Annotated in this window: 19 protein-coding genes; 5 read left to right on the top strand and 14 right to left on the bottom strand. The window is 70.9% G+C overall.

Going from position 1 to position 19,708, the window contains the following annotated elements; genetic code table 11:
- Positions 1–77 precede the first annotated feature (77 nt).
- Complete coding sequence (locus tag ACH4D5_RS38325; protein WP_398312710.1) at positions 78–1,007, top strand: hypothetical protein; 930 nt, start codon at positions 78–80, stop codon at positions 1,005–1,007.
- A 27-nt stretch (positions 1,008–1,034) separates the two neighbouring features.
- Here the strand turns inward: ACH4D5_RS38325 and argS are convergent, their stop codons facing one another.
- Positions 1,035–2,792 carry an arginine--tRNA ligase gene (argS, locus tag ACH4D5_RS38320; protein ID WP_398312707.1) on the bottom strand — a complete coding sequence of 586 codons (1,758 nt, stop codon included), beginning with the start codon at positions 2,790–2,792 and terminating at the stop codon, positions 1,035–1,037.
- A gap of 145 nt (positions 2,793–2,937) precedes the next feature.
- Between argS and lysS the strand changes: the two genes are divergently transcribed.
- Both lysS and ACH4D5_RS38310 read left to right on the top strand, forming a co-directional pair.
- Positions 2,938–4,719, top strand: a complete 1,782-nt coding sequence (gene lysS, locus ACH4D5_RS38315; RefSeq protein ID WP_398312704.1) for a lysine--tRNA ligase — start codon at positions 2,938–2,940, stop codon at positions 4,717–4,719.
- Between the two features lie 133 nt (positions 4,720–4,852).
- Positions 4,853–5,062: a hypothetical protein gene (locus ACH4D5_RS38310; protein WP_398312701.1), complete on the top strand. Its 210-nt coding sequence runs from the start codon at positions 4,853–4,855 to the stop codon at positions 5,060–5,062.
- A gap of 19 nt (positions 5,063–5,081) precedes the next feature.
- On the opposite strand, the gene ACH4D5_RS38305 is transcribed toward ACH4D5_RS38310, so the two are convergent.
- The 10 genes from ACH4D5_RS38305 to ACH4D5_RS38260 form a co-directional block, all read right to left on the bottom strand.
- On the bottom strand, positions 5,082–6,464 hold the full coding sequence (locus ACH4D5_RS38305; RefSeq protein WP_398312699.1) for an MFS transporter: 1,383 nt from the start codon (positions 6,462–6,464) through the stop codon (positions 5,082–5,084).
- 11 nt (positions 6,465–6,475) lie between these two features.
- Positions 6,476–7,468 carry a hypothetical protein gene (locus ACH4D5_RS38300; protein WP_398312697.1) on the bottom strand — a complete coding sequence of 331 codons (993 nt, stop codon included), beginning with the start codon at positions 7,466–7,468 and terminating at the stop codon, positions 6,476–6,478.
- Entirely contained in the window at positions 7,455–7,784 is a 330-nt protein-coding gene (locus ACH4D5_RS38295; protein ID WP_398312695.1) for a darcynin family protein, read from the bottom strand. Before ACH4D5_RS38295 ends, ACH4D5_RS38300 begins: the two co-directional genes overlap by 14 nt.
- Before the next feature lie 2 nt (positions 7,785–7,786).
- On the bottom strand, positions 7,787–8,701 hold the full coding sequence (locus tag ACH4D5_RS38290) for a TauD/TfdA family dioxygenase (RefSeq protein ID WP_398312693.1): 915 nt from the start codon (positions 8,699–8,701) through the stop codon (positions 7,787–7,789).
- An 823-nt stretch (positions 8,702–9,524) separates the two neighbouring features.
- Complete coding sequence (locus ACH4D5_RS38285) at positions 9,525–11,099, bottom strand: AMP-binding protein (protein ID WP_398312691.1); 1,575 nt, start codon at positions 11,097–11,099, stop codon at positions 9,525–9,527.
- Positions 11,096–11,770 (bottom strand): thermostable hemolysin, encoded by a 675-nt coding sequence (locus ACH4D5_RS38280; protein ID WP_398312689.1) that lies wholly within the window; start codon positions 11,768–11,770, stop codon positions 11,096–11,098. The genes ACH4D5_RS38285 and ACH4D5_RS38280 overlap by 4 nt, the downstream gene beginning before the upstream one ends.
- A 152-nt stretch (positions 11,771–11,922) precedes the next feature.
- Positions 11,923–12,645, bottom strand: a complete 723-nt coding sequence (locus ACH4D5_RS38275) for a TetR/AcrR family transcriptional regulator (RefSeq protein WP_398312686.1) — start codon at positions 12,643–12,645, stop codon at positions 11,923–11,925.
- Between the two features lie 81 nt (positions 12,646–12,726).
- On the bottom strand, positions 12,727–14,016 hold the full coding sequence (locus tag ACH4D5_RS38270; protein WP_398312683.1) for a DUF2637 domain-containing protein: 1,290 nt from the start codon (positions 14,014–14,016) through the stop codon (positions 12,727–12,729).
- Positions 14,017–14,210: 194 nt separating this feature from the next.
- On the bottom strand, positions 14,211–15,131 hold the full coding sequence (locus ACH4D5_RS38265; protein WP_398312680.1) for a DUF3558 family protein: 921 nt from the start codon (positions 15,129–15,131) through the stop codon (positions 14,211–14,213).
- Between the two features lie 144 nt (positions 15,132–15,275).
- Positions 15,276–16,181 (bottom strand): DUF3558 domain-containing protein, encoded by a 906-nt coding sequence (locus ACH4D5_RS38260; protein WP_398312677.1) that lies wholly within the window; start codon positions 16,179–16,181, stop codon positions 15,276–15,278.
- Between the two features lie 201 nt (positions 16,182–16,382).
- Here ACH4D5_RS38260 and ACH4D5_RS38255 point away from each other — a divergent pair, with 201 nt between their 5' ends.
- Entirely contained in the window at positions 16,383–17,576 is a 1,194-nt protein-coding gene (locus tag ACH4D5_RS38255; protein ID WP_398312674.1) for an RtcB family protein, read from the top strand.
- A gap of 31 nt (positions 17,577–17,607) precedes the next feature.
- Here ACH4D5_RS38255 and ACH4D5_RS38250 read toward each other — a convergent pair whose 3' ends face one another.
- The 3 genes from ACH4D5_RS38250 to ACH4D5_RS38240 form a co-directional block, all read right to left on the bottom strand.
- A complete protein-coding gene (locus ACH4D5_RS38250) occupies positions 17,608–17,817 on the bottom strand; it encodes a hypothetical protein (protein ID WP_150217018.1) in 210 nt (69 codons plus the stop codon).
- A 2-nt stretch (positions 17,818–17,819) separates the two neighbouring features.
- Positions 17,820–18,584, bottom strand: coding sequence for an SDR family NAD(P)-dependent oxidoreductase (locus ACH4D5_RS38245; RefSeq protein ID WP_398312670.1), 765 nt, complete (start codon positions 18,582–18,584; stop codon positions 17,820–17,822).
- Positions 18,585–18,697: 113 nt separating this feature from the next.
- Positions 18,698–19,033 (bottom strand): YnfA family protein, encoded by a 336-nt coding sequence (locus ACH4D5_RS38240; protein ID WP_398312667.1) that lies wholly within the window; start codon positions 19,031–19,033, stop codon positions 18,698–18,700.
- Positions 19,034–19,177: 144 nt separating this feature from the next.
- On the opposite strand from ACH4D5_RS38240, the gene ACH4D5_RS38235 reads away from it, so the two are divergent.
- Entirely contained in the window at positions 19,178–19,621 is a 444-nt protein-coding gene (locus tag ACH4D5_RS38235; protein ID WP_398312665.1) for a hypothetical protein, read from the top strand.
- Positions 19,622–19,708 lie beyond the last annotated feature (87 nt).

The following is a 19,708-nucleotide window of genomic DNA, read 5'->3' as shown; positions in this document are numbered from 1 at the left end:
GCCGGCGAGCCTAGGGTGACCACTGTTGACAGCTCATCCGCCCGGGGAGTGCGGATGCTTCACAGAGGGGATCATCCATGCGTACTTCGGTTCTGCCCGCCGGGAGACTCCGGCGCGCCTTGGTGGGCGTCGCGGTGGCCGGCGGCCTGCTCGCCGTCGCCGCCCCCGCGCAGGCCGCCCCCGGTGACCCGGTGGCCGTCAGCTCGTACGCGTACACGAGCGCCGCGGGCGACTACATAGGCGACGGCAAGTCCGCCTCGTACAAGGCACCGGACACCGCCCTGCGGATCAGCGGCACCGCGGAGGACGTGACGGTGGAGCTGCCCGACGCGAACTGGGAGGTCCAGCTCGCGGCGCCCAAGGGCGAGAAGCTGCACCCCGGCGTCTACCGCGACGCCGAGCGCGCGGATTTCCGCACCGGCCGCGCCCCCGGCCTCGATGTGACCGGCGAGCACCGCGGCTGCAACCGGATCTGGGGCCAGTTCTCCGTCAACCAGATCGAGACCGACGCGTCGGGCCAGGTCACCCGGCTCGACGCCACCTTCACGCAGAACTGCGAGAGCGCCACGGCCCCCGCCCTCAAGGGCACCGTCAAGTACGACGCGTTCCCGCTCTCGTACAGCTACAAGAGCGACGCGGACGACTGGATCGGGCAGGGCACGGCCGGGTCGCACACCGGGGCCCGCAGCACCTTCCTGCTCGACGGGAACGTCCGCACCGGCTTCCGGTACACCGTCGAGGGCAAGCGGGAGGACTGGACCGTCCGCTTCTACGTGCCGGAGGGCGACAGGCTCGAAGCGGGCCGCACCTACACCGTCACGACCGAGAAGGGCGGCCTGTCGATGCACGGCAACGGCCGTGGGTGCGGTGAGGCGAGCGGCAGCCTGACCGTCACCCGCCTCGCCACGGCGGACGACGGCACCATCAAGGCGCTCGCCGCCCGCTACAGCCACTACTGCGGAGGCGGGGAAGCCGGCATGCACGGCACCATCCGCTACTACGCCTGACCCCGCCCCCGCCAGGCCGCCCGGGCGTCAGAGGCGCTCGGGCGTCCTGATGCCCAGCAGGGCCATGCCCTGGTGCAGGGTCCGTGCCGTGATGTCGCACAGGAACAGGCGGTTCTCGATCTGCGCCGGGGAGTCCGCCTTCAGGACCGGGCACTTGTCGTAGAACGACGTGTACAGCGACGCGAGCTGGTAGAGGTACGCGGCCAGCTTGTGCGGCGCGTACTCCTTGGCGGCGTCCGCGACCGTGTCACCGAACGCGTCCAGGTGCAGGCCGAGCGCCCGCTCCGCCGCGTCGAGCGCCAGCTCCGGGCGGGCGGCGGGGCGGACCTCGCCGGCCTTGCGGAGGATCGACTGGATGCGCGCGTACGCGTACTGGAGGTAGACCGACGTGTCGCCGTTCAGGGAGACCATCTGGTCGAGGTCGAACTTGTAGTCGCGGTTGGCCGACGTGGAGAGGTCCGCGTACTTCACGGCGCCGATGCCGACCTGGAACGCCCGCTCCTGGATCTCGTCCTCGGTGAGGTCCCGCGCCTTCTCCCGCACGACCTCGGCGGCGCGCTGCACCGCCTCGTCCAGCAGATCCTCCAGGCGCACCGTCTCGCCCTCACGCGTCTTGAACGGCTTGCCGTCCGCGCCGAGCACCGTGCCGTAGCCCATGTTGTGCGCGGTGACGTCGTCGTTCAGCCAGCCCATCCGGCGGGCCGCCTCGAAGACCATCTTGAAGTGCAGCGACTGGCGTACGTCCACCACGTACAGCAGCGTCGTGGCGTGCAGGCCGACGACCCTGTCGCGGATCGCCGAGAGGTCCGAGGCCGCGTAGCCGAAGCCGCCGTCCGCCTTCTGCACGATCAGCGGGACCGGCTGGTCGTCCTTGCCCTTGATGTCGTCGAAGAACACGACGAGCGCGCCCTCCGAGCGGACCGCGACACCCGACTCCTCCAGGAGCCGCGCCGTCTCGGCCATCATGTCGTTGTACGCCGACTCGCCGACGATCTCCTCGTCGCGGACCTCCATGTCCAGCTTCTCGAAGACCGAGTAGAAGTAGACCTTCGACTCGTCGACGAACCGCTGCCACAGGTCGAGCGTCTCCTTGTCGCCGGACTGCAGGGCGACGACCCGCTTGCGGGCCCGCTCCTTGAACGCCTCGTCCGCGTCGAAGACCGCGCGCGACGCCTTGTAGATCCGGTTCAGGTTCGACATGGCCTGCTCGCCGTCGACCTCGTCGGCCGGGGCCAGCTCGCCCGGGTTCTCGATCAGGTACTGGATGAGCATGCCGAACTGGGTGCCCCAGTCGCCGATGTGGTGGCGGCCGATCGTCTTCTCGCCCGTGAAGTCCAGCATGTGGCGCAGGGCGTCGCCGATGACGGCCGAACGCAGGTGGCCGACGTGCATTTCCTTCGCCACGTTCGGCTGGGCGTAGTCGATGACGGTCGTGCCCGCGTGCGGGTTCAGGGGCACGCCGAGGCGGTCGCCGTCGGCGGCGCGGGCGGCGAGCGTCTCGATGATCGCCTTGTCGGTCACCGTCACGTTCAGGAAGCCGGGGCCCGACACCTCGACGTCGGCGAGCAGGTCGCCGGCGGTGATCTTCTCGACGACCTGGGTGGCCAGCTCGCGCGGGTTGGCCTTGGCCTTCTTCGCGAGCGCCAGGATGCCGTTGGCCTGGAAGTCCGCCCGGTCGCTACGTCGCAGCAGCGGATCCGCGGCGCCGGCCTCCGGCAGGGCAGCCGAGAGGGCGTCCGCGAGGCGCTGGTGGACGGAGGCGGTGAGGGACGTGACCGAGGCCATGAATGGGTGCCGTTCTGCTCGGGTGCCTGGTGTGCTGAAGCTACGAAAACCGAGTATCCCACGCGGTGAAAAGCGGTTTTCGCGGTTACGGGGCGACCTGGGAGAATGGCTCCGACAAGCGGTACTCACGTAGAAGAGGAAAGGCGTGCCGATCGTGGCTCAGAGCACCGATACCACCGACTGGGTCTCCCGCTATGCGGATGAGGTCATCGCCGAGTCGGAGCGTCGTGCCCCGGGCGCGAAACACGAGGGCGCCGCCGCGCCGGTGGTCGTCGTCGCCTCCGGACTCTCCCCCTCGGGCCCGATCCACCTCGGCAACCTCCGCGAGGTCATGACCCCGCACCTGGTCGCCGACGAGATCCGCCGCCGCGGGTACCAGGTCCGCCACCTGATCTCCTGGGACGACTACGACCGGTACCGCAAGGTCCCGGCCGGCGTCCCCGGCATCGACGAGTCCTGGGCCGAGCACATCGGCAAGCCGCTGACGTCCGTCCCGGCCCCGGCCGGATCCGCGTACCCGAACTGGGCCGAGCACTTCAAGGCCGCCATGGCCGAGGCGCTCACCGAGCTCGGCGTCGAGTACGACCCGATCAGCCAGACGGAGCAGTACACGTCGGGTGCCTACCGCGAGCAGATCCTGCACGCGATGAAGCACCGCGCCGACATCGACGCGATCCTCGACCAGTACCGCACCAAGAAGGACCCCGCCAAGGCCGGCAAGGGCAAGCAGCAGCAGAAGCCCGTCGACGAGGCCGAGCTGGAGGCCGCCGAGGGCTCCGGCGCGGCCAGCGAGGACGACGGCAGCGGCGGCTCCGGCGGGTACTACCCGTACAAGCCCTACTGCGGCCAGTGCGAGAAGGACCTGACCACCGTCGTCTCGTACGACGACGAGACCACCGAGCTCGTCTACACCTGCACGGCGTGCGGCTTCGGCGAGACCGTCCTGCTCAGCGAGTTCAACCGCGGCAAGCTGGTCTGGAAGGTCGACTGGCCCATGCGCTGGGCGTACGAGGGCGTCGTCTTCGAGCCGTCCGGCGTGGACCACTCCTCGCCCGGCTCGTCCTTCGTCGTCGGCGGCCAGATCGTCCGGCAGATCTTCGACGGCGTTCAGCCCATCGGCCCGATGTACGCCTTCGTGGGCATCTCCGGCATGGCGAAGATGTCGTCCTCCAAGGGCGGCGTGCCGACCCCGGCCGACGCCCTGAAGATCATGGAGGCGCCGCTCCTGCGCTGGCTGTATGCCCGCCGCAAGCCGAACCAGTCCTTCAAGATCGCCTTCGACCAGGAGATCCAGCGGCTCTACGACGAGTGGGACAAGCTGGAGGCGAAGGTCGCCGACGGCTCGGCGCTGCCCGCAGACGCCGCCGCGCACTCCCGCGCGGTGCGCACCGCCGCCGGTGAGCTGCCGCGGACCCCGCGCCCGCTGCCGTACCGCACGCTGGCCTCCGTCGCCGACATCACCGCGGGCGCCGAGGACCAGACGCTGCGGATCCTGCGCGACCTCGACCCGTCCGACCCGATCACGTCCCTCGACGAGGCCAGGCCCCGCCTGGACCGCGCCGAGAACTGGATCACCACCCAGGTCCCGGCCGAGGCCCGCACCATCGTCCGCTCCGAGCCGGACACCGAGCTGCTCGGCTCGCTGGACGACGCGGGCCGCGAATCGCTCCGCCTCCTCCTGGAGGGCCTGGACTCGCACTGGTCCCTGGACGGCCTCACCCACCTCGTCTACGGCGTGCCGAAGGTGCAGGCGGGCTTCTCGGCGGACGCGACGGCGAAGGAGCTCCCGCCGGAGATCAAGGTGGCGCAGCGCTCGTTCTTCGCGCTCCTGTACCGCCTCCTCGTCACCCGGGAGACCGGCCCGCGCCTGCCCACGCTGCTCCTCGCGGTCGGTGCGGACCGCGTGCGCAAGCTGCTGGGCGCCTAGCGCCCCGGTGAGACAGCAAGGCCCCGTTCCGGGTGGAACGGGGCCTTTGCCGTGCGTAGTGCATCCTTCGGACTACCGCGGATTCGGCCGGAGGCAGGACGTGCGCCCCGGATCCGTGGCCGATCGTGGACGTATGAGAGAGATCATCGCCATCGTCGGTTGGGTCGTGGGAATTCAGGGCGGCCTGGGCGTCGCCGGACGGCTGTTCGGCGACGGCCCCTGGGGCATGCTGCACAAGTGGTGGGACGTGCCCACACCGCTGTACGCCGCGCTCTTCGTGGTGGGCGCGGGGCTCGCCCTCTACGGCGAGACGTCGAAGCACTGCCGCAAGGCCCGCGCCTGAGAGCCCGTCTTCGGCCCGCTCAGGCCACGGTCGCGCGCCGCTTGGGCGCGGACAGGGCCGGCAGCAGGACGGTGACCGCGGCAACGGCTGCAAGGACCCAGAACGCCCGGTCGCCGTCGTGCGACGACGAGGTGGCGACCGCCGCGGAGAGGGCCGCGATGCCGTTGACGCCCGCCGCCGAGCCGATGTTGCGCAGCATCGTCGCCGCCGACGTCGCCACGCCGAGCTGCGCGGGCGGGGACTGGTCCTGGATCAGGGCGAGCGTCGCCGCCGTGACCGCACCCGTGCCGACGCCCGCCAACAGTCCGGCCAGCCACGGGAGTTCGCCGGTGGCGCTGAGGGCGGCGCTGGCGAGGAGCGCGAGCGCGCCCGCGACCATCGAGGGGCGGTAGCCGCGCTTGGCGATCAGCCCGCCCGTCACGGCGCTGCCGGCCACCCAGCCGAGCGCCGAGAGGCCGACGACCACGGCGACCCCCGCGGTGGACATGCCCCGTTCGGCGAGCCGGACGGGCAGCACGGTCACCGTGGCGTACATGACGACGCACGCGCCGACGGTGGCGAGCGCCGCTCCCGCCGACGGTGTCCGGGCGAACATCTGCCGCGGGACGAGGCTGCCGCCGCAGCGGCGCACCAGCGCCAGGGCGAGCAGCCCGACGACCACCGCGGCCGCCCCGCCCGCGGTCCCGATGCCGAGCGAGCTCCCCTGCAGGCCGCAGAGGAACAGCGCGGAGCCGCCGGTGACCAGGGCGTACTCCCCGACCGGGAAGCCCTTGCGCGCGGCCGCACCGTCCTCGTGGCCGGCGCGCCGGGGCAGCGCGACCGCGATCGCGACGACGACCAGCACGCACAGCGGCACGTTGACGAGGAACACCCAGCGCCAGCCCCACGCCTCGGTGAGGCTCGCGCCGACGACGGGGCCGAGCACCGCGGCCACGCCCCAGACCATGCTCAGCATGGACTGCGCCTTGGCGCGCCGCTCGGGCCCGAAGACCCGGCCGACGATGACGTAGCTGGACACGACGATCGCCCCGGCGGTCAGCCCGTGCAGGACGCGCGCCGCGACCAGCACCCCGAAGGAGTCGGCGAGCCCGGCGACGACGGACGCGGCGAGGAAGACCACGGTCGCGCCGATGGCGAGCACCCGGTCGTCGAGCCGGTCGGAGACCCAGCCCGCGAGCGGGGTGCCCGCGACCTGGGCCAGCATGAACCCGGACACCAGCCAGGCGTACCCGCCGCCGGAGCCGCCGCCGACGTCCGCGAGGACGCTGGGCAGCACCGTGCCCATCACGGTGGCGTCCATGGCCGCGAGGAGCAGGGCGAGCACGGCCGCCGCCACCGCGATCCGGCCCGTGGCGGCGGCGCGGCCCGCCGCCGGGGCCTGCGGGGCCGCGTCCGTGCTCACCGTCGACGAGGTCACTGGGGAGCCCCGACGAGCGGCGGTACCGGGGCGGCGAGCGGCGGAATGCCCGCCGCGTGGACGCGCGCGGTGCCGGAGAACGCGGTGATCATGTCGCTGAGTTCGTCGTCGAGGATCTCGTCGACGGTGTGCAGCGTCCCGTCGGCGGCGAAGACCTTGCCGCCGAACGCCTTGGTCATCTCCAGCTGGACGGCGGCGGCCGGGTTGCCCGTCACGAAGTCGATGCCGAGGATCCGCTCGGTGGCCGCCTGGAAGGAGTCGGCGAGCTTGCGGTTCAACTCCTCGATCTGGTCGAGGAGTTCGCGTACGCGGGCCTGCTGCGGAGCGGTCAGTGCCGGGTAGATCAGCTTCATGGCGACGTGGTCGATCTTCACGTGCCGGGCTTCGTCCAGGCCGTGCGTGTGCAGCAGCCGGGTGAAGAACCGCTCGCGCCCCGGGTCGAGGGCGTCGGCGCGGTGCTCGAAGACGGTGATGACGGACTCGCCGACGTACGCCGAGCAGCACAGGGCGACCAGCTTCACGTACGGGTGGTCGTCGGTGCGGAAGACGTCGAGGCGCTCGTCGAACAGGGCCTTGTCGACGCGCGGTTCATTGCCGGAGAGCGCGCGCACGTACCGGTAGAAGGTGTTCGCGTGCTGGATCTCCTCGGCCGCGAAGCACGACAGGGCGTGGTGCAGCTCGTGGCCGACGTTGACCGCGTCCCGCAGGTCGTGCAGCTCGCCCATGACCATGGCCATGACCGTGCTCACGTGCCGTTCGATCTCGGCGAGCTGGGCGAGTTCCTTGGTGAGGTAGGCGACGGCCTGCTCCTCGTGGCCCGGTTCGCCGTACGCGACGGTGGAGACGTACGCCAGCTCCTCGGGGGTGCGTGCCTCCGCCCAGTCGAAGGCGCCCGGGTGGAACGTGTTGATGTGGGCGAGCCGGGTCACCGAGGCCAGCTCGGCACGGACGGCGTCCGCGATGGCGTCGAACTGGTCAGGCGTTGTCATTCTCGTACTCCTTGTAGCCGTCCTGGATGCCGATGGAGATGTCGCGCAGGCGCACCCAGCCATGCGCGATGAAGTCGCTGTCGCGGAGCTTCTCGATGAAGTAGTAGTAGGACGTGAGGTCGTCGGTCTCCACGAACAGGAAGTCCGAGTAGTCGGTGGAGAAGGCCTCCGCGTCGAAGTGCCGCACGGACAGCTTGTCGGCGAAGGGCCCGACGATCTCCTTCTGGAAGACCTGCTCGTTGGCGTTGCGCTCGTCCCTGCTGAGCCGCAGCCACGACGCGTCGAATTCGTAGCGGATGACGATGCCGTACTTCATGGTCAGCTCCTGGCGTAGCTCTGTGCGTTGAGGATGGTGCGGTCGGGGTCGGTGATGGCCCTGCGGCCGTGCATGACACGGGAGTTGTCGATGAGGACGATGTCGCCGTCCTCCCAGGCGATCTCCTCGGTGACGGCCTCGGTGACCTCCGCGTACTCGGCGATCACGGCGTCGGGGATCGGGGAGCCGTCGGCGAAGCGGATCTCGGGGGCCTCGTAGTTGAAGGAGGGGCCCAGCAGGCTGTTGGCCCACGCGGTGCGGGTCGACCAGCGGGTGGGGTGGGCGACGTACACGGTGTACGTGTAGGTCAGGCTGCCGTCCGCCTCCTCGGTGAAGGTCGCGTCCGCGCCGTCGTTCGCCAGCGCGTACAGGCTGGACACCTCCATCTGGTCGGGCTGCAGCCCACCGCCCGCGAGGTGGGCGGCGAGCCGCTGCCACATCTCCCTGGGCACGTTGCGCGTGTACTTCACCGGCTGGGCGGCGAACAGCTCGCGCGACCGCTCGGAGAGGGCGTCCCAGACCCGGAACCCGTCGCAGACGGTCGTCTCCGAGCCGGACCTGGCCGCCTTGACGCAGTGGAACCACAGCAGGTCGGGGGCGAACGGCGTCGCCCCGTTCTCCAGGTGCAGGCCGATCGGGTCGTGCCCGGAGTCGACCTTCTGCGCGGCGTCGCCGTGGAAGGTGCGGGCCGGGTCGAGCGTCGTACGGGAGCTGTAGCGCCGCACGAGCTCGTTGAACTCCTCGACACCCGGGTCGAAGCCGCGGATGAGGAGGTGACCCGCGTCGGCGAGGAGCTGGTCGAGGCCCGCCTCGTACAGCTCGGCGAAACCGGCCGTCCCGCCGGCCGGATTGATCATCATGCCGTCGCCGTCACCGATGGAGGTCAGACGAAGGGCGTTGTGGGTGAGCGTTGCCATGGAAAGTGATCCCCCTGTTGATCATTTGCTGTGCACTCGGGTGCGCCGACGCGGCGTTGAGCCGGCGCTGGGTTGCGCCGGCGCTGCGTTGTGCTGGCGCTACGTTGAGCCGGTGCTGGGTTGCGCCGGTGCCGCGTTGTGCTGGTGCTGTGCTGCGTCGGCGCTGCGTTGAGCCGGGCGCGCTGTGGCGAGCCCGGCGCTGTGGTGAGAGGCGGGTTGCGTCGAGGCGGACTGCGTCTAGCCGCGTGCCGCCATCAGCTGCGTGCCGCCGTCTGCCGTGGGCCGTCGACAGCCGTGGGCTGCCGTCTGCCGTGGGCTGCCGTCAGCCGTGGGCTGCGGTCAGCTTCGGGCCGCCGTCAGCCGCGCGCTGCGGGCTGCCGTCAGCCGCGACCGTTAGCCACGCGCTGCCGTCAGCCGCGGGCTGCCATCAGCCGCGTGCCGTCGACAACCGCGCTGCTGTCTGCCGCGAGGTGCGGTGTTCCGCGTGCCGTCGGTAACCGCGCTGCCGTCAGCCACGGACTGCCGTCAGCCACGGTCTGCGGCCAGCCGCGTGCCGTCGACAACCGCGCTGCCGTCTGGCGCGAGGTGCGGTCAGCTGCGCGCCACCAACAGCCGCGGGCTGCGGCCAGCCGCGTGCCGTCGACAACCGTGCTGCCGTCAGCCACGCGTTGCGGTCAGCCACATGCCGTGGACAACCGCGCTGCCGTCAGCCGCGTGCCGTCGGCAACCGCGGGCTGCCGTGTGCCGCGAGGTGCGGTGTTCCGCGGGCCGTCGACAACCGCGCTGCCGACTGCCGCGTGCTGCGGTCAGCTGCGAGGTGCCGTCAGCCACGCGCCGCCGTCAGCCGCGCGCCGCCGCCAGGCGCGGGCACGGCGCCCGGCACGAAGTCGTCGTAGATGAGCTGCCGCCGCGGGCGGCCGGTCACGGTGAAGTACCGGTCGCGGAAGGCGCGGCCGTCCTGCACGACGACGAACATCTCGGGACGGTCGGTCTCGGCGAGGTGCGCCTCCGCGTACGCCCGGGCCTGCTCCCGCGCCGTCTCCGCCGCCACGTCGTCGGGCGTGACGAGGACCGCGACCAGGTGCTCCATGCCCTCGCCGAACACGACAGCGTCGACGACGGCGGAACAGCTGCGCAGATTCCCCTCGACCCACTCCGGAGAAACGTTTCTGCCGTGGCTGGTGATGATGACGTTCTTCAGCCGGCCGAGGATCCGGATGTACCCGTCCTCGTCGATCTCCGCCCGGTCCCCCGTGTGCAGCCAGCCCTCCGCGTCCACGGGGCGGCTGGTCGGATCCTCCACGGTGTACCCCGCGAACAGCGACGTCGACGTGACCAGAAGCTCCCCCTCCGCCGAGAGCTTCACCCGGCAGTGCGGCAACGGTCTGCCCACCGTGCCCGGCCGCCAGTGCTCGGGCGTGTTCCAGGACACCACCGAGCTGTTCTCCGAGAGGCCGTACCCCTCGTGCACCCGCAACCCCGCCGCGTCGAGCCGCAGTTGCGCCTCCACGTCGACAGGCGCGCCCCCTGCCATCAGGAACGGCCGCTGCCCCGCACCGAGCAGCGCGTCGGCGTCCGCGCCCGGCTCGCGGACGGCCTTGTCGAGCGCGCTCACCGCCGCGGGCGGCAGCACGGCGGCGGTCGGGCGCGCCGCCCGCAGCCACGCCACGACGTCGTCGGCGCGGGAGCCCGCCGTGCCGAGGAGCGCGGCCGTGTCCGGCAGCAGGACCATCCGGCCGCCGCTGAGCAGCGGCAAGTACACCGCGGTGACCTGCTCGATGAGCAGGCTGAACGGTACGAGCGACAGATAGCGCGCGTACACGCCGGGTGGGGAAACGGAGTGCAGTGACTCCAGCAGGGCGCCGAGTGCGCCGGCCCTGATCTTCACGCCCTTGGGCGTCCCGGTGGTCCCCGACGTATGAATGATCTTGATGATGCGCTCGTCGGAGGGCGCGGGCAGCAGCTGGGGATCGGCGTGGGCCCCACCCGCGTGTTCGCCGATCGGGATGATCGTGAGCGCTTCGGCGAGGCCCCACTCGTGGAGCTTGTGGGCCCCGGCCTCGTCGGCCAGACACAGGTGGACCTCGCGCAGCAGCGACCCGGCCTGCTCGGCGGAGAACGCCAGCGGCACCGGCACCTCCACCAGACCGCCCAGCAGGAGCGCCAGGTCGGCGGCGACCCACTCGGGTCCGTTGCCCGCGACGAGCCCGATCCGGGCGCCGGACGGCGTGGCGTACGGGCTGCCCGGCTCGGACAGGCAGCGGTGAAGTGCCGCCGCCCAGCGGGCGATGTGGTCGTAGGTGTACGTCTCGGCGGTCGTGCCGTCCGCGGCGAGCCGCTCGACCAGGATCCGGTCGCGGTGCTCGGCGGCGAGCAGACTGTCCCGCACGGCCTTCATCGGGCGTCCACCCCCTGGCCGGCCCCGGCCAGCGCGCTCTCCTGCCCCCAGGTGACGGCGAGGTGGTAGCCCGCGCCCGCCTGCCGGCCGAGGCCCGCGTCGAAGGCGCGCAGGTCCACATAGCCGGCGACCGGAGCGGTGTCGTAGTACGTCCCCCAGTTCCCGCGCTGCTCCGGCGGGAGGGAGTCCTCGCGGGCCTCGGCCACACCGGTGAACCGAATGCCGATACGGTCCAGCATCCGCGCGAGCGGAGCGGTGACCGTGCACAGCAGGTACGAGGCGCCGTTGCACCAGACCAGCGCAGGCACCATCCGGATCAGCTCACGGCCGGCCCCCGCCTCGCGCGAGGCGAGCGGACCCACCTCGATCAGGTCGGCGGGCCGGCACTTCTCTCCCGACCGCTCGGCGAGCAGGTCCGTCACCGGGCCGCCGAGGTAACTCTCGATCAGCAGGTCCTTGGTGCCCCCGTAGGTCAGACCCGCACACGCCAGCGGGACCGGGCCCCCGGCGCCCTCCGTGTCCCCGGCGCCCTCCGTGTCCGCGCACAGAGCGATGTAGCAGTCCGGCGACGGCTCGATCCGCGCCTGGTAGTCGCGCGCGTAACGATCCTTCGCGAGATCGGTGCACGCCTGCCACAGCTCACTGCCGCGGCGGGCGATGTTGATGCGCATAGCCCCTCCATTCGCATCTGCCCAGCCCGGCGGCTGAGCACGACTCAATTATTGACTACTGGTCGTTTTTTGACGCCCAGTTCATTTAATGAGTCGGCAAAGAGATGGTCAGAGCTTGGTGGAGGGGAGGCGAGGGGGAGGGGAGGGGTGTGCTACCGGCCCGTCTCGTAGTCCCGGGTGATGTCGCCGACGATGCCGACCACGACCTTGTGGATCTCCGCCAGCTCCGCCTTGTCGAGCTTCGGCCAGCCGAGGCCGCCCATCATCGACGCCATGACGGCGAGCCGGCCGTCCAGGTGTTCCTCGTCGGCCCACAGGAAGCGGCGGGAGAGCAGATGCATCGCCGCGTACCCGAGGATGTAGGCGCGCAGGGCGTCCACCGCCACGTCGGTCGGCACGTCGGGATTGCGGTACGCGCCGTCCGCCACCGTGCGCTGCACGGCGAAGCCGACCACCTGCGCCATCTGGGATTCGACCAGGTCGCGCCGGGTCATCCGGTCCTCGGACGCCGTCCGGCAGACCGCGTCCGTGCGCGCGGTGATGCTGCACTCGAACAGCACCGGGGCCACCACCGCGTGGTGCAGATACGCGAAGGCCATGCCGTACAGCGCCCGGGTGCCGCTCCACGGCAGATCCGCGATGGCCTGGAAATAGCGCAGCTGGCGGCGCGCGCTCTCGGCGGACAGCTCGATGAGCAGGTCCTCGCGGCAGGCGAAGTGGTTGTAGACCGTGCCCTTCGAGTAACCCGCCTCCTGGGCGAGCTTCCCCAGGGTCAGGTTGTGGAAGCCGTCCCTGCTGATCATGTCCAGCGCCAGGCGCACGAGCGCCTGGTCGCGCTCTGCTACTTCTCGTGTCTTCCTCTGGGATGTCCGCATGGGGAAATTATGGGTGACAGATGGTCGAGAATCGACTGAACGTCAAAATTTCACGGTACCTGTACACGCCATGCGGAGGGACTACGCGATGTGGTCTTCCACGAACTCGTTCTCCAGGCGGGCCGAGAACCGGTCCATGTAGTTGTTCAGCTCGCGCGACTGGAGGCGCAGACCGAAGGCCGCCTCCGCGTTCGCCGCGAACGCGCCCGGAGTCGGCATGCCCTCACCCTCTATCGACTGACGGAACACCTGGTACAGGTCCTCGTCGGAAGGGGCGGGAGCGGGGGCAGGCACGGTGCCGGGGTCTGGCTGCGGGATGCCGTCGCCGAGCGGACGCGTGCCGCCCGCGCCGTTCGGCACGGGGAACTCCGGACCGTGCTCGCCGTCGGCGCCGCCCGCCTGCTGCTCGTGCTGCCGCTCCTGCTCGGCGTACCACTCGTCGTACGGAGCCACGGGCGCGTACGACGCGTTGTGCGCCGCGAACCAGGGGCTCGTGTGGTTGGCCACCGGGAGCATCTCCTCCGGGTGCTGCGGCTCCGGCTCCGGTTCCTGCTCCGGCCCCTGGGCGGGCTTGGGCCCGGACTCGGGCTCGGGCGCGGCGGCCTCCGCGGGCCCGGCGGCCAGCTGCGGCTGCTGCGACTCGCCGACGGACTTCACCGTCGAGACCGCGGGGGCGGGCGGCAGCAGCACCGGCTCGATGCCCGCCGCCGCGAGCCCCGCCGGGGCGGTCTCCGCGAGAGGAACGCCGTAGCGCGCGAGGCGCAGCGGCATCAGCGACTCGACCGGCGCCTTGCGGCGCCAGGAGCGGCCGAACCGGGCCTGCAGGCGCGCCTGGTAGACGAGACGTTCCTGTTCCAGCTTGATGACCTGCTCGTAGGAGCGCAGCTCCCACAGCTTCATCCGGCGCCACAGCTTGAAGGTGGGCACGGGGGAGAGCAGCCAGCGGGTCAGGCGTACGCCCTCCATGTGCTTGTCGGCGGTGATGTCCGCGATCCGGCCCACCGCGTGCCGCGCCGCCTCGACGGCGACCACGAACAGCACCGGGATCACCGCGTGCATGGCGACACCGAGCGGATCGCCCCAGCTGGAGGCGGCGTTGAAGAGGATCGTGCCCGCCGTGAGCAGCCACGCCGTCTGCCGCAGCAGCGGGAAGGGGATGCGCAGCCAGGTCAGCAGGAGATCGAGGGCGAGCAGAACGCAGATGCCCGCGTCGATGCCGATGGGGAACACCGCCGAGAAGTCGCCGAAACCCTTCTTCTCGGCGAGCTCACGCACCGCCGCGTACGACCCGGCGAAGCCGATCCCGGCGATGACGACCGCTCCGGCGACGACCACCCCGATGAGTATCCGGTGCGTGCGTGTCAGCTGCATCGCGGCCACCCGCGAACCCCTCCCTGTTCAAGTCCCTGTCTCAAGGCCTGTGTCGGCTTGTTTGCGCTTGTTTGCGAGCGACAGCCTGGCACACGTGTGCGGAAGGCCGTGTGCCGGTACGCCAGAAGCCCGGCCCCCCGGGGCCGGGCTCCTTCAACGTGCCTGCTCGCGGCGCGAGTTCACCGGCGCGCTCGTCAGGCCTTGCTGCTGCTCTTCTTCTTGGCCGTGGCGTCGTCGGCCTTCGCGTCGTCCGACTTGCTGTCGTCGGACTTGCCGTCGTCGGACTTCGGGTCGTCGCCCTTCGGGTCGTCGGCCTTCGGCTTCTCGCTCGGGTCGGAGGACGCCTTGCTGCCACCCTTGCCGCCGTCACCCTCATTGGCGGCCACGACCGCCTCCGCGGCCTCCTTGGCCGCCTTCTGCGCGTCCTTCCCCAGCTTGCCGGCGTCCGGGGACTTGTCGCCCGCGAGGCCCGCGCCGTTGAAGTCGACGGTGATGACCGCGTTCTCCACGCGGGTCACGAACGTCTGCTGCTTGAAGGTGTCCTTGTCCTTCTTCAGGTCGTACCGCACGAGCGTCGCCTGCTGGCCGACGCCCTGCACCGGCTCCGCCTTGACGCCCTTCGCGTCCTTGATCGCCTGGGCGTCCGCGACCTGCTTGGCGAAGTTCTCCTGGGCGCGCTTCGCACCGCTGCCGAGCGAGGGGTCCGACTCGAAACGCATCAGCGAGACGCGCAGCCAGCGGAACTGCGAGCCGTCCACGCCGTTGTTGTCGAGGCTGTCCCAGGAGCAGCTGCCGCGCAGCGCCGTGTCGGTGGACGTGCCCGCCTTGCCGGACTTGTCCTTCGCCTTCGGCACCAGGTCCTCGAGCGTCTTCTTCGACAGGACCTCGCAGGGCTCGGGAAGCTTGGCGTACGCCGCCTTCTCCACGGTCGGAGCCTTGTCGCCGGCCTTGGCCGAGGCCGAGGCCTTGGCGCCCGCGTCCTTCTTGGCCCCGTCGGATCCGGAGTCGGAGCCGGAGTCGGAGGAGCAACCGGCGACGAGGATCGCCGGTACGGCGGCCGCGCAGACGAGGAGGCGGCTGCGGAGCTGTCGCTTTCGCTGTGCAGGTCGGTGCATGGTTCCTTCACTCTGTTCGTCTCGTGACGTCCAGTTCGTCTCGTGACGTCGTCGGGTCCGAGGGGCCACGGTACGCGCATGGGGCGACGGACGACTCCGCTTCACGGCAGCAGGGGCCCCGTCCGCGCCCGCCACGCCCCTTCCCTACTCGTCGAACTCCCCGGCCAGCGTGTCGGCCAGTTCCTGCGCCTTGTCCTGCATTTCCTTGCTGTCGGGGACGTCAGTGCGACGGCCGGGCTGCTCGTCGTACTCGATGGTCACGACGACGTTCGACGTGCGGAACACCACAGTCACGGTGCGGTGACGGGAGGCCGAGGCGGAGGTGGTGAGGGCGTCGTCGAGGAACGCCTCGTCACCGAGGTCGGTGAGGGTGCGGGGCTCCAGGCCGGGGGGCGGAGTGGCGGACAGGGAGGACTCGTCCCCGGCGTCAGGACTCCCCGACTCCTTGTCCTTGTCGTCCTTCTTGCCCTTCTCGCCCTTCTTGCCCTTCTCGCCCTTGTCGTCGTCGCTGCGGCCGTTCTTCCCGCCCTGGGGCTTGTCGCCCGCCTCGGAGTCCTCGGCGGTGGGGGACGTGTCCTCCGAGGACGTGCCGGTCGGCCGGGTGAGGCCCGCCTCGCGCAGCTTCGTCGCGTAGACCTCGGCGGCGCGGGCGTCGTCGCTGACCGTGCCGTCGTACGAGACGACGCGCTCGAAGTCGATCAGCAGGTGGTGGGAGGCGCCGGACGACTCGACCTTCCAGCGGCAGCCCACGCGCCGGTCGGTGTCGTACGTCCCCGTCGGTGTGCCCTCGTACGCCTTCTCGCGCTGCTCGGCGTCCTCCATCTCCGCGATGCCGGGCAGCATCGCGTCGAGGGTGTCGGTGTCGACCTCGCCGCAGGGCTCGGGGAGCGTGCGGTACTTGCCGGGCTGGGCGACGGCGGTCGAGCTGCCGCTGTCACCCGGCTTGGAGTCGTCGCCCCCGGCGTCGCCGGACCCACCGGTGCAGCCGGTCAGCAGCACCGCGATGAGTGCGGCGACGCCGGGTACCCGGGCCTTGGCCTTCCGCTGCACCGTGATGGCTCCTCTCGCCTGGCTCTGCCTGGTTATTGGGTTGCCGCTGGTGGGCGGCCGGTGGACACAATGTGTATCGCACGCGCTGCCGTGGACGCCGGTCCGTCACCCCTTTCGTCGACCTTGGCGCCGGTATTTGCGCTTCTTGGCTTGTGGTTGATTACCGTTGATTAGGGATAATTGCGGGGGAATGAGGGCGATATGTCGCATGTAGAGGTTCCGGGGGCGAAGGTACCGATCCGGATGTGGGCGGACCCGGCCACGGTCGAGGACGCGGCGATGCGCCAGCTCCAGAACGTGGCGACGCTGCCGTGGATCAAGGGCCTGGCCGTCATGCCGGACGTCCACTTCGGCAAGGGTGCGACGGTCGGCTCGGTGATCGCCATGCAGGGCGCGGTCTGCCCGGCTGCGGTCGGCGTCGACATCGGCTGCGGGATGAGCGCCGTCAAGACGTCGCTCACCGCCAATGACCTGCCGGGCGACCTGTCCCGCCTGCGCTCGAAAATCGAGCAGGCGATCCCGGTGGGGCGCGGCATGCACGACGCCCCCGTAGCGCCGGAGCGCTTCCACGGCATGGCCACGGCCGGGTGGGAGGACTTCTGGGGCCGGTTCGAGGGGGTCGCGGAAGCGGTCAGGTTCCGCGAGGAGCGCGCGGCCAAGCAAATGGGAACGCTCGGCTCCGGAAATCATTTCGTTGAATTTTGTATTGATGAGTCGGACGCGGTCTGGCTGATGCTGCACTCCGGTTCCCGGAACATCGGCAAGGAGCTCGCCGACCACCACATAGGCGTGGCTCAGCAGCTGCCGCACAACCAGGGCCTGGTCGACCGCGACCTCGCGGTCTTCATCGCGGAGACCCCGCAGATGGCGGCGTACCGCAACGACCTGTTCTGGGCCCAGGAGTACGCGAAGTACAACCGCGCGATCATGATGGCGCTCTTCAAGGACGTGATCCGCAAGGAGTTCAAGAAGGCCAAGCCGATGTTCGAGCGGGAGATCTCCTGCCACCACAACTACGTCAGCGAAGAGCGCTACGACGGCATGGACCTCCTGGTCACCAGGAAGGGCGCCATCCGCGCCGGCAGCGGGGACTACGGCATCATCCCGGGCTCGATGGGCACCGGCTCGTACATCGTGAAGGGCCTCGGCAACGAAGCGTCCTTCAACTCCGCCTCGCACGGCGCCGGCCGGCGCATGAGCCGGGGCGCGGCGAAGCGCCGCTTCTCGACGAAGGACCTGGAGGAGCAGACGCGGGGCGTCGAGTGCCGCAAGGACTCGGGCGTCGTGGACGAGATCCCGGGCGCGTACAAGCCGATCGAGCAGGTCATCGACCAGCAGAAGGACCTCGTCCAGGTCGTGGCGAAGCTGAAGCAGGTCGTCTGCGTGAAGGGCTGAGCCCGTTCTGCGGGAAGGGCTGAGCCCGCCGTCACTTCGCGTGGGTGACCGCGTAGATCATGATGAACGCGACGATGTGGATGCCGAAGAGGAAGTACGCCAGGTACCACCAGACCAGGCGTTCGTTCTTCGCCTCCTCGGCGAGGGAGCGGGCCTCGTGTTCGTGGGTGAGGCGTTCCAGGGGGTCGGGGGAGTCCGCGGAGTACGCCGGTCTGCCGGGGTCGTCGCCGGGGAGCCGCATCGTCAGGACTCCCTGTGGACCTTCGTGTTGGAGGCCTGGGCGCGCGGGCGGACCACCAAGAGGTCGATGTTGACGTGCGGCGGGCGGGTCACCGCCCAGGTGATCGTGTCCGCCACGTCGTCGGCGGTGAGCGGCTCGGCGACGCCCGCGTAGACCTTCGCGGCCTTCTCGGCGTCGCCGCCGAAGCGGGTCAGCGCGAACTCGTCCGTCTTGACCATGCCGGGCGCGACCTCGATGACGCGGACGGGGGTGCCGACGATCTCCAGGCGCAGGGTCTCGGCGAGGACGTGCTCGGCATGCTTCGCGGCCACGTAGCCGCCGCCTCCCTCGTATGTGCCGTGCCCGGCGGTCGAGGAGAGGACGACCACCGTGCCGTCGCCGCTCGCGGTGAGGGCGGGCAGGAGCGCCTGGGTGACGTTGAGCGTGCCGATGACGTTCGTCTCGTACATCTGGCGCCAGTCGGCCGGGTCGCTGCTCGCGACGGGGTCGGCGCCCAGCGCGCCGCCCGCGTTGTTCACCAGGACCGCGATCTTGCGGAAGGCGGTGGCGAACTCGTCCACGGCGGCGCGGTCCGTGACGTCGAGCGCGTACGCCATCGCGTCGTGTCCGGCGTCCTTCAGCTCGGCGGCGAGCGCTTCGATGCGGTCCTTGCGGCGCGCGGTGAGGACGACGCGGTAGCCGGCGGCGGCGAGGCCGCGGGCGGTGGCGGCACCGATACCGCTGCTCGCGCCGGTGATGATCGCGATGCGGTTGGCTGCGGCGGTCATGGGCGCTCCTCGGGCAGGGGTACGGCGTACGGCGGATGACGTCTGGCGTATGGCGTACGCCGGGGTCGGTCCTCGTCAGGATATGCGTGCGGGTCGGCGGGCCCGCGGGTGCGTCAGCGTGTGCGCGGTGCGTACATGATCACGGCCATGCCCGCGAGGCAGATCAGCGCCCCGGTCACGTCCCACCGGTCGGGCCGGTAGCCGTCGGCGACCATGCCCCAGGCGATCGAGCCGGCGACGAAGACGCCGCCGTACGCGGCGAGGATGCGGCCGAACTCGGCGTCGGGCTGGAGCGTGGCCACGAAGCCGTAGACGCCGAGGGCGATGACGCCCGCGCCGATCCACGCCCAGCCCTTGTGCTCGCGCACGCCCTGCCAGACGAGCCACGCGCCGCCGATCTCGAACAGCGCGGCGAGGACGAAGAGGGCGGCGGAGCGGACGATGAGCATGGTCAACAGGGTGGCATGCGGTGTTCCCGGGCCGGCGGAGTGGCATGTATCGGGACGGAGTGGAAGTTTCGGCCGACGGGGGCGGAGGCGGAGGTTGCTGTGCGGGTTCCTCGTGCGGGTGTGTGGTGCGGCGGTGCGGCGCTCGTGGCGGCTGCCGTGGGCATGGTCCTCGGCGGCGGCGCGGCTGCCGCCCTGCCCGGCGACCCCGAGGCCGACCTCGCCTTCCACGGTGACGTGTCCGTGCGCGAGGGCGTCGTGACGGTGCGGTTCGTGCCGCAGAACCACGGGCCCGCGGACCTCGCCGACGCCACCGTGCGCGTGCGCTGGTCGGTGCCGGTGGCGGAGGTGCGGACGCTGCCGGGGACGTGTCTGGCGTCGGGGACGAGCGCGGTGGTGTGCCGCACGGGCGCGCTGGCCGCGGGGGCCAAGGGGGAGCCGGTGGAGATCGTGGTCCGGACGGTGGGGGAGCCGGACGCGGTGAGCGTGCGGATCGGCACGGAGGCGGAGGGCGGCGCCGCGGACCTGAACCAGCGGAACAACGAGCACGCGGTGTTGGCCCTCGACACCGGGGACACCTATCACTTCTGATCACGTCTGACGTCACCTGTGATGTCCCTTCCGACGCGCCTGCGCCGCTGATACGTGCGTCGTACGATTGCTGTCCGACGCAGCTAT

This window comes from Streptomyces sp. NPDC018029 (assembly GCF_044327655.1).
Lineage (GTDB): Bacteria > Actinomycetota > Actinomycetes > Streptomycetales > Streptomycetaceae > Streptomyces.
Note: the sequence above shows the minus strand (reverse complement) of the source record. Positions and strands in the feature narration are given on the sequence as shown.

What these genes read in the sequence shown, in the direction of transcription:
- ACH4D5_RS38325 (WP_398312710.1), top strand. Translation starts at nt 78, where the DNA reads ATGCGTACTTCGGTTCTGCCCGCCGGGAGACTCCGGCGCGCCTTGGTG.
- argS (WP_398312707.1), bottom strand. Translation starts at nt 2,792, where the DNA reads ATGGCCTCGGTCACGTCCCTCACCGCCTCCGTCCACCAGCGCCTCGCG.
- ACH4D5_RS38310 (WP_398312701.1), top strand. Translation starts at nt 4,853, where the DNA reads ATGAGAGAGATCATCGCCATCGTCGGTTGGGTCGTGGGAATTCAGGGC.
- ACH4D5_RS38300 (WP_398312697.1), bottom strand. Translation starts at nt 7,468, where the DNA reads ATGACAACGCCTGACCAGTTCGACGCCATCGCGGACGCCGTCCGTGCC.
- ACH4D5_RS38295 (WP_398312695.1), bottom strand. Translation starts at nt 7,784, where the DNA reads ATGAAGTACGGCATCGTCATCCGCTACGAATTCGACGCGTCGTGGCTG.
- ACH4D5_RS38290 (WP_398312693.1), bottom strand. Translation starts at nt 8,701, where the DNA reads ATGGCAACGCTCACCCACAACGCCCTTCGTCTGACCTCCATCGGTGAC.
- ACH4D5_RS38285 (WP_398312691.1), bottom strand. Translation starts at nt 11,099, where the DNA reads ATGAAGGCCGTGCGGGACAGTCTGCTCGCCGCCGAGCACCGCGACCGG.
- ACH4D5_RS38280 (WP_398312689.1), bottom strand. Translation starts at nt 11,770, where the DNA reads ATGCGCATCAACATCGCCCGCCGCGGCAGTGAGCTGTGGCAGGCGTGC.
- ACH4D5_RS38275 (WP_398312686.1), bottom strand. Translation starts at nt 12,645, where the DNA reads ATGCGGACATCCCAGAGGAAGACACGAGAAGTAGCAGAGCGCGACCAG.
- ACH4D5_RS38270 (WP_398312683.1), bottom strand. Translation starts at nt 14,016, where the DNA reads ATGCAGCTGACACGCACGCACCGGATACTCATCGGGGTGGTCGTCGCC.
- ACH4D5_RS38265 (WP_398312680.1), bottom strand. Translation starts at nt 15,131, where the DNA reads ATGCACCGACCTGCACAGCGAAAGCGACAGCTCCGCAGCCGCCTCCTC.
- ACH4D5_RS38255 (WP_398312674.1), top strand. Translation starts at nt 16,383, where the DNA reads ATGTCGCATGTAGAGGTTCCGGGGGCGAAGGTACCGATCCGGATGTGG.
- ACH4D5_RS38250 (WP_150217018.1), bottom strand. Translation starts at nt 17,817, where the DNA reads ATGCGGCTCCCCGGCGACGACCCCGGCAGACCGGCGTACTCCGCGGAC.
- ACH4D5_RS38245 (WP_398312670.1), bottom strand. Translation starts at nt 18,584, where the DNA reads ATGACCGCCGCAGCCAACCGCATCGCGATCATCACCGGCGCGAGCAGC.
- ACH4D5_RS38240 (WP_398312667.1), bottom strand. Translation starts at nt 19,033, where the DNA reads ATGCTCATCGTCCGCTCCGCCGCCCTCTTCGTCCTCGCCGCGCTGTTC.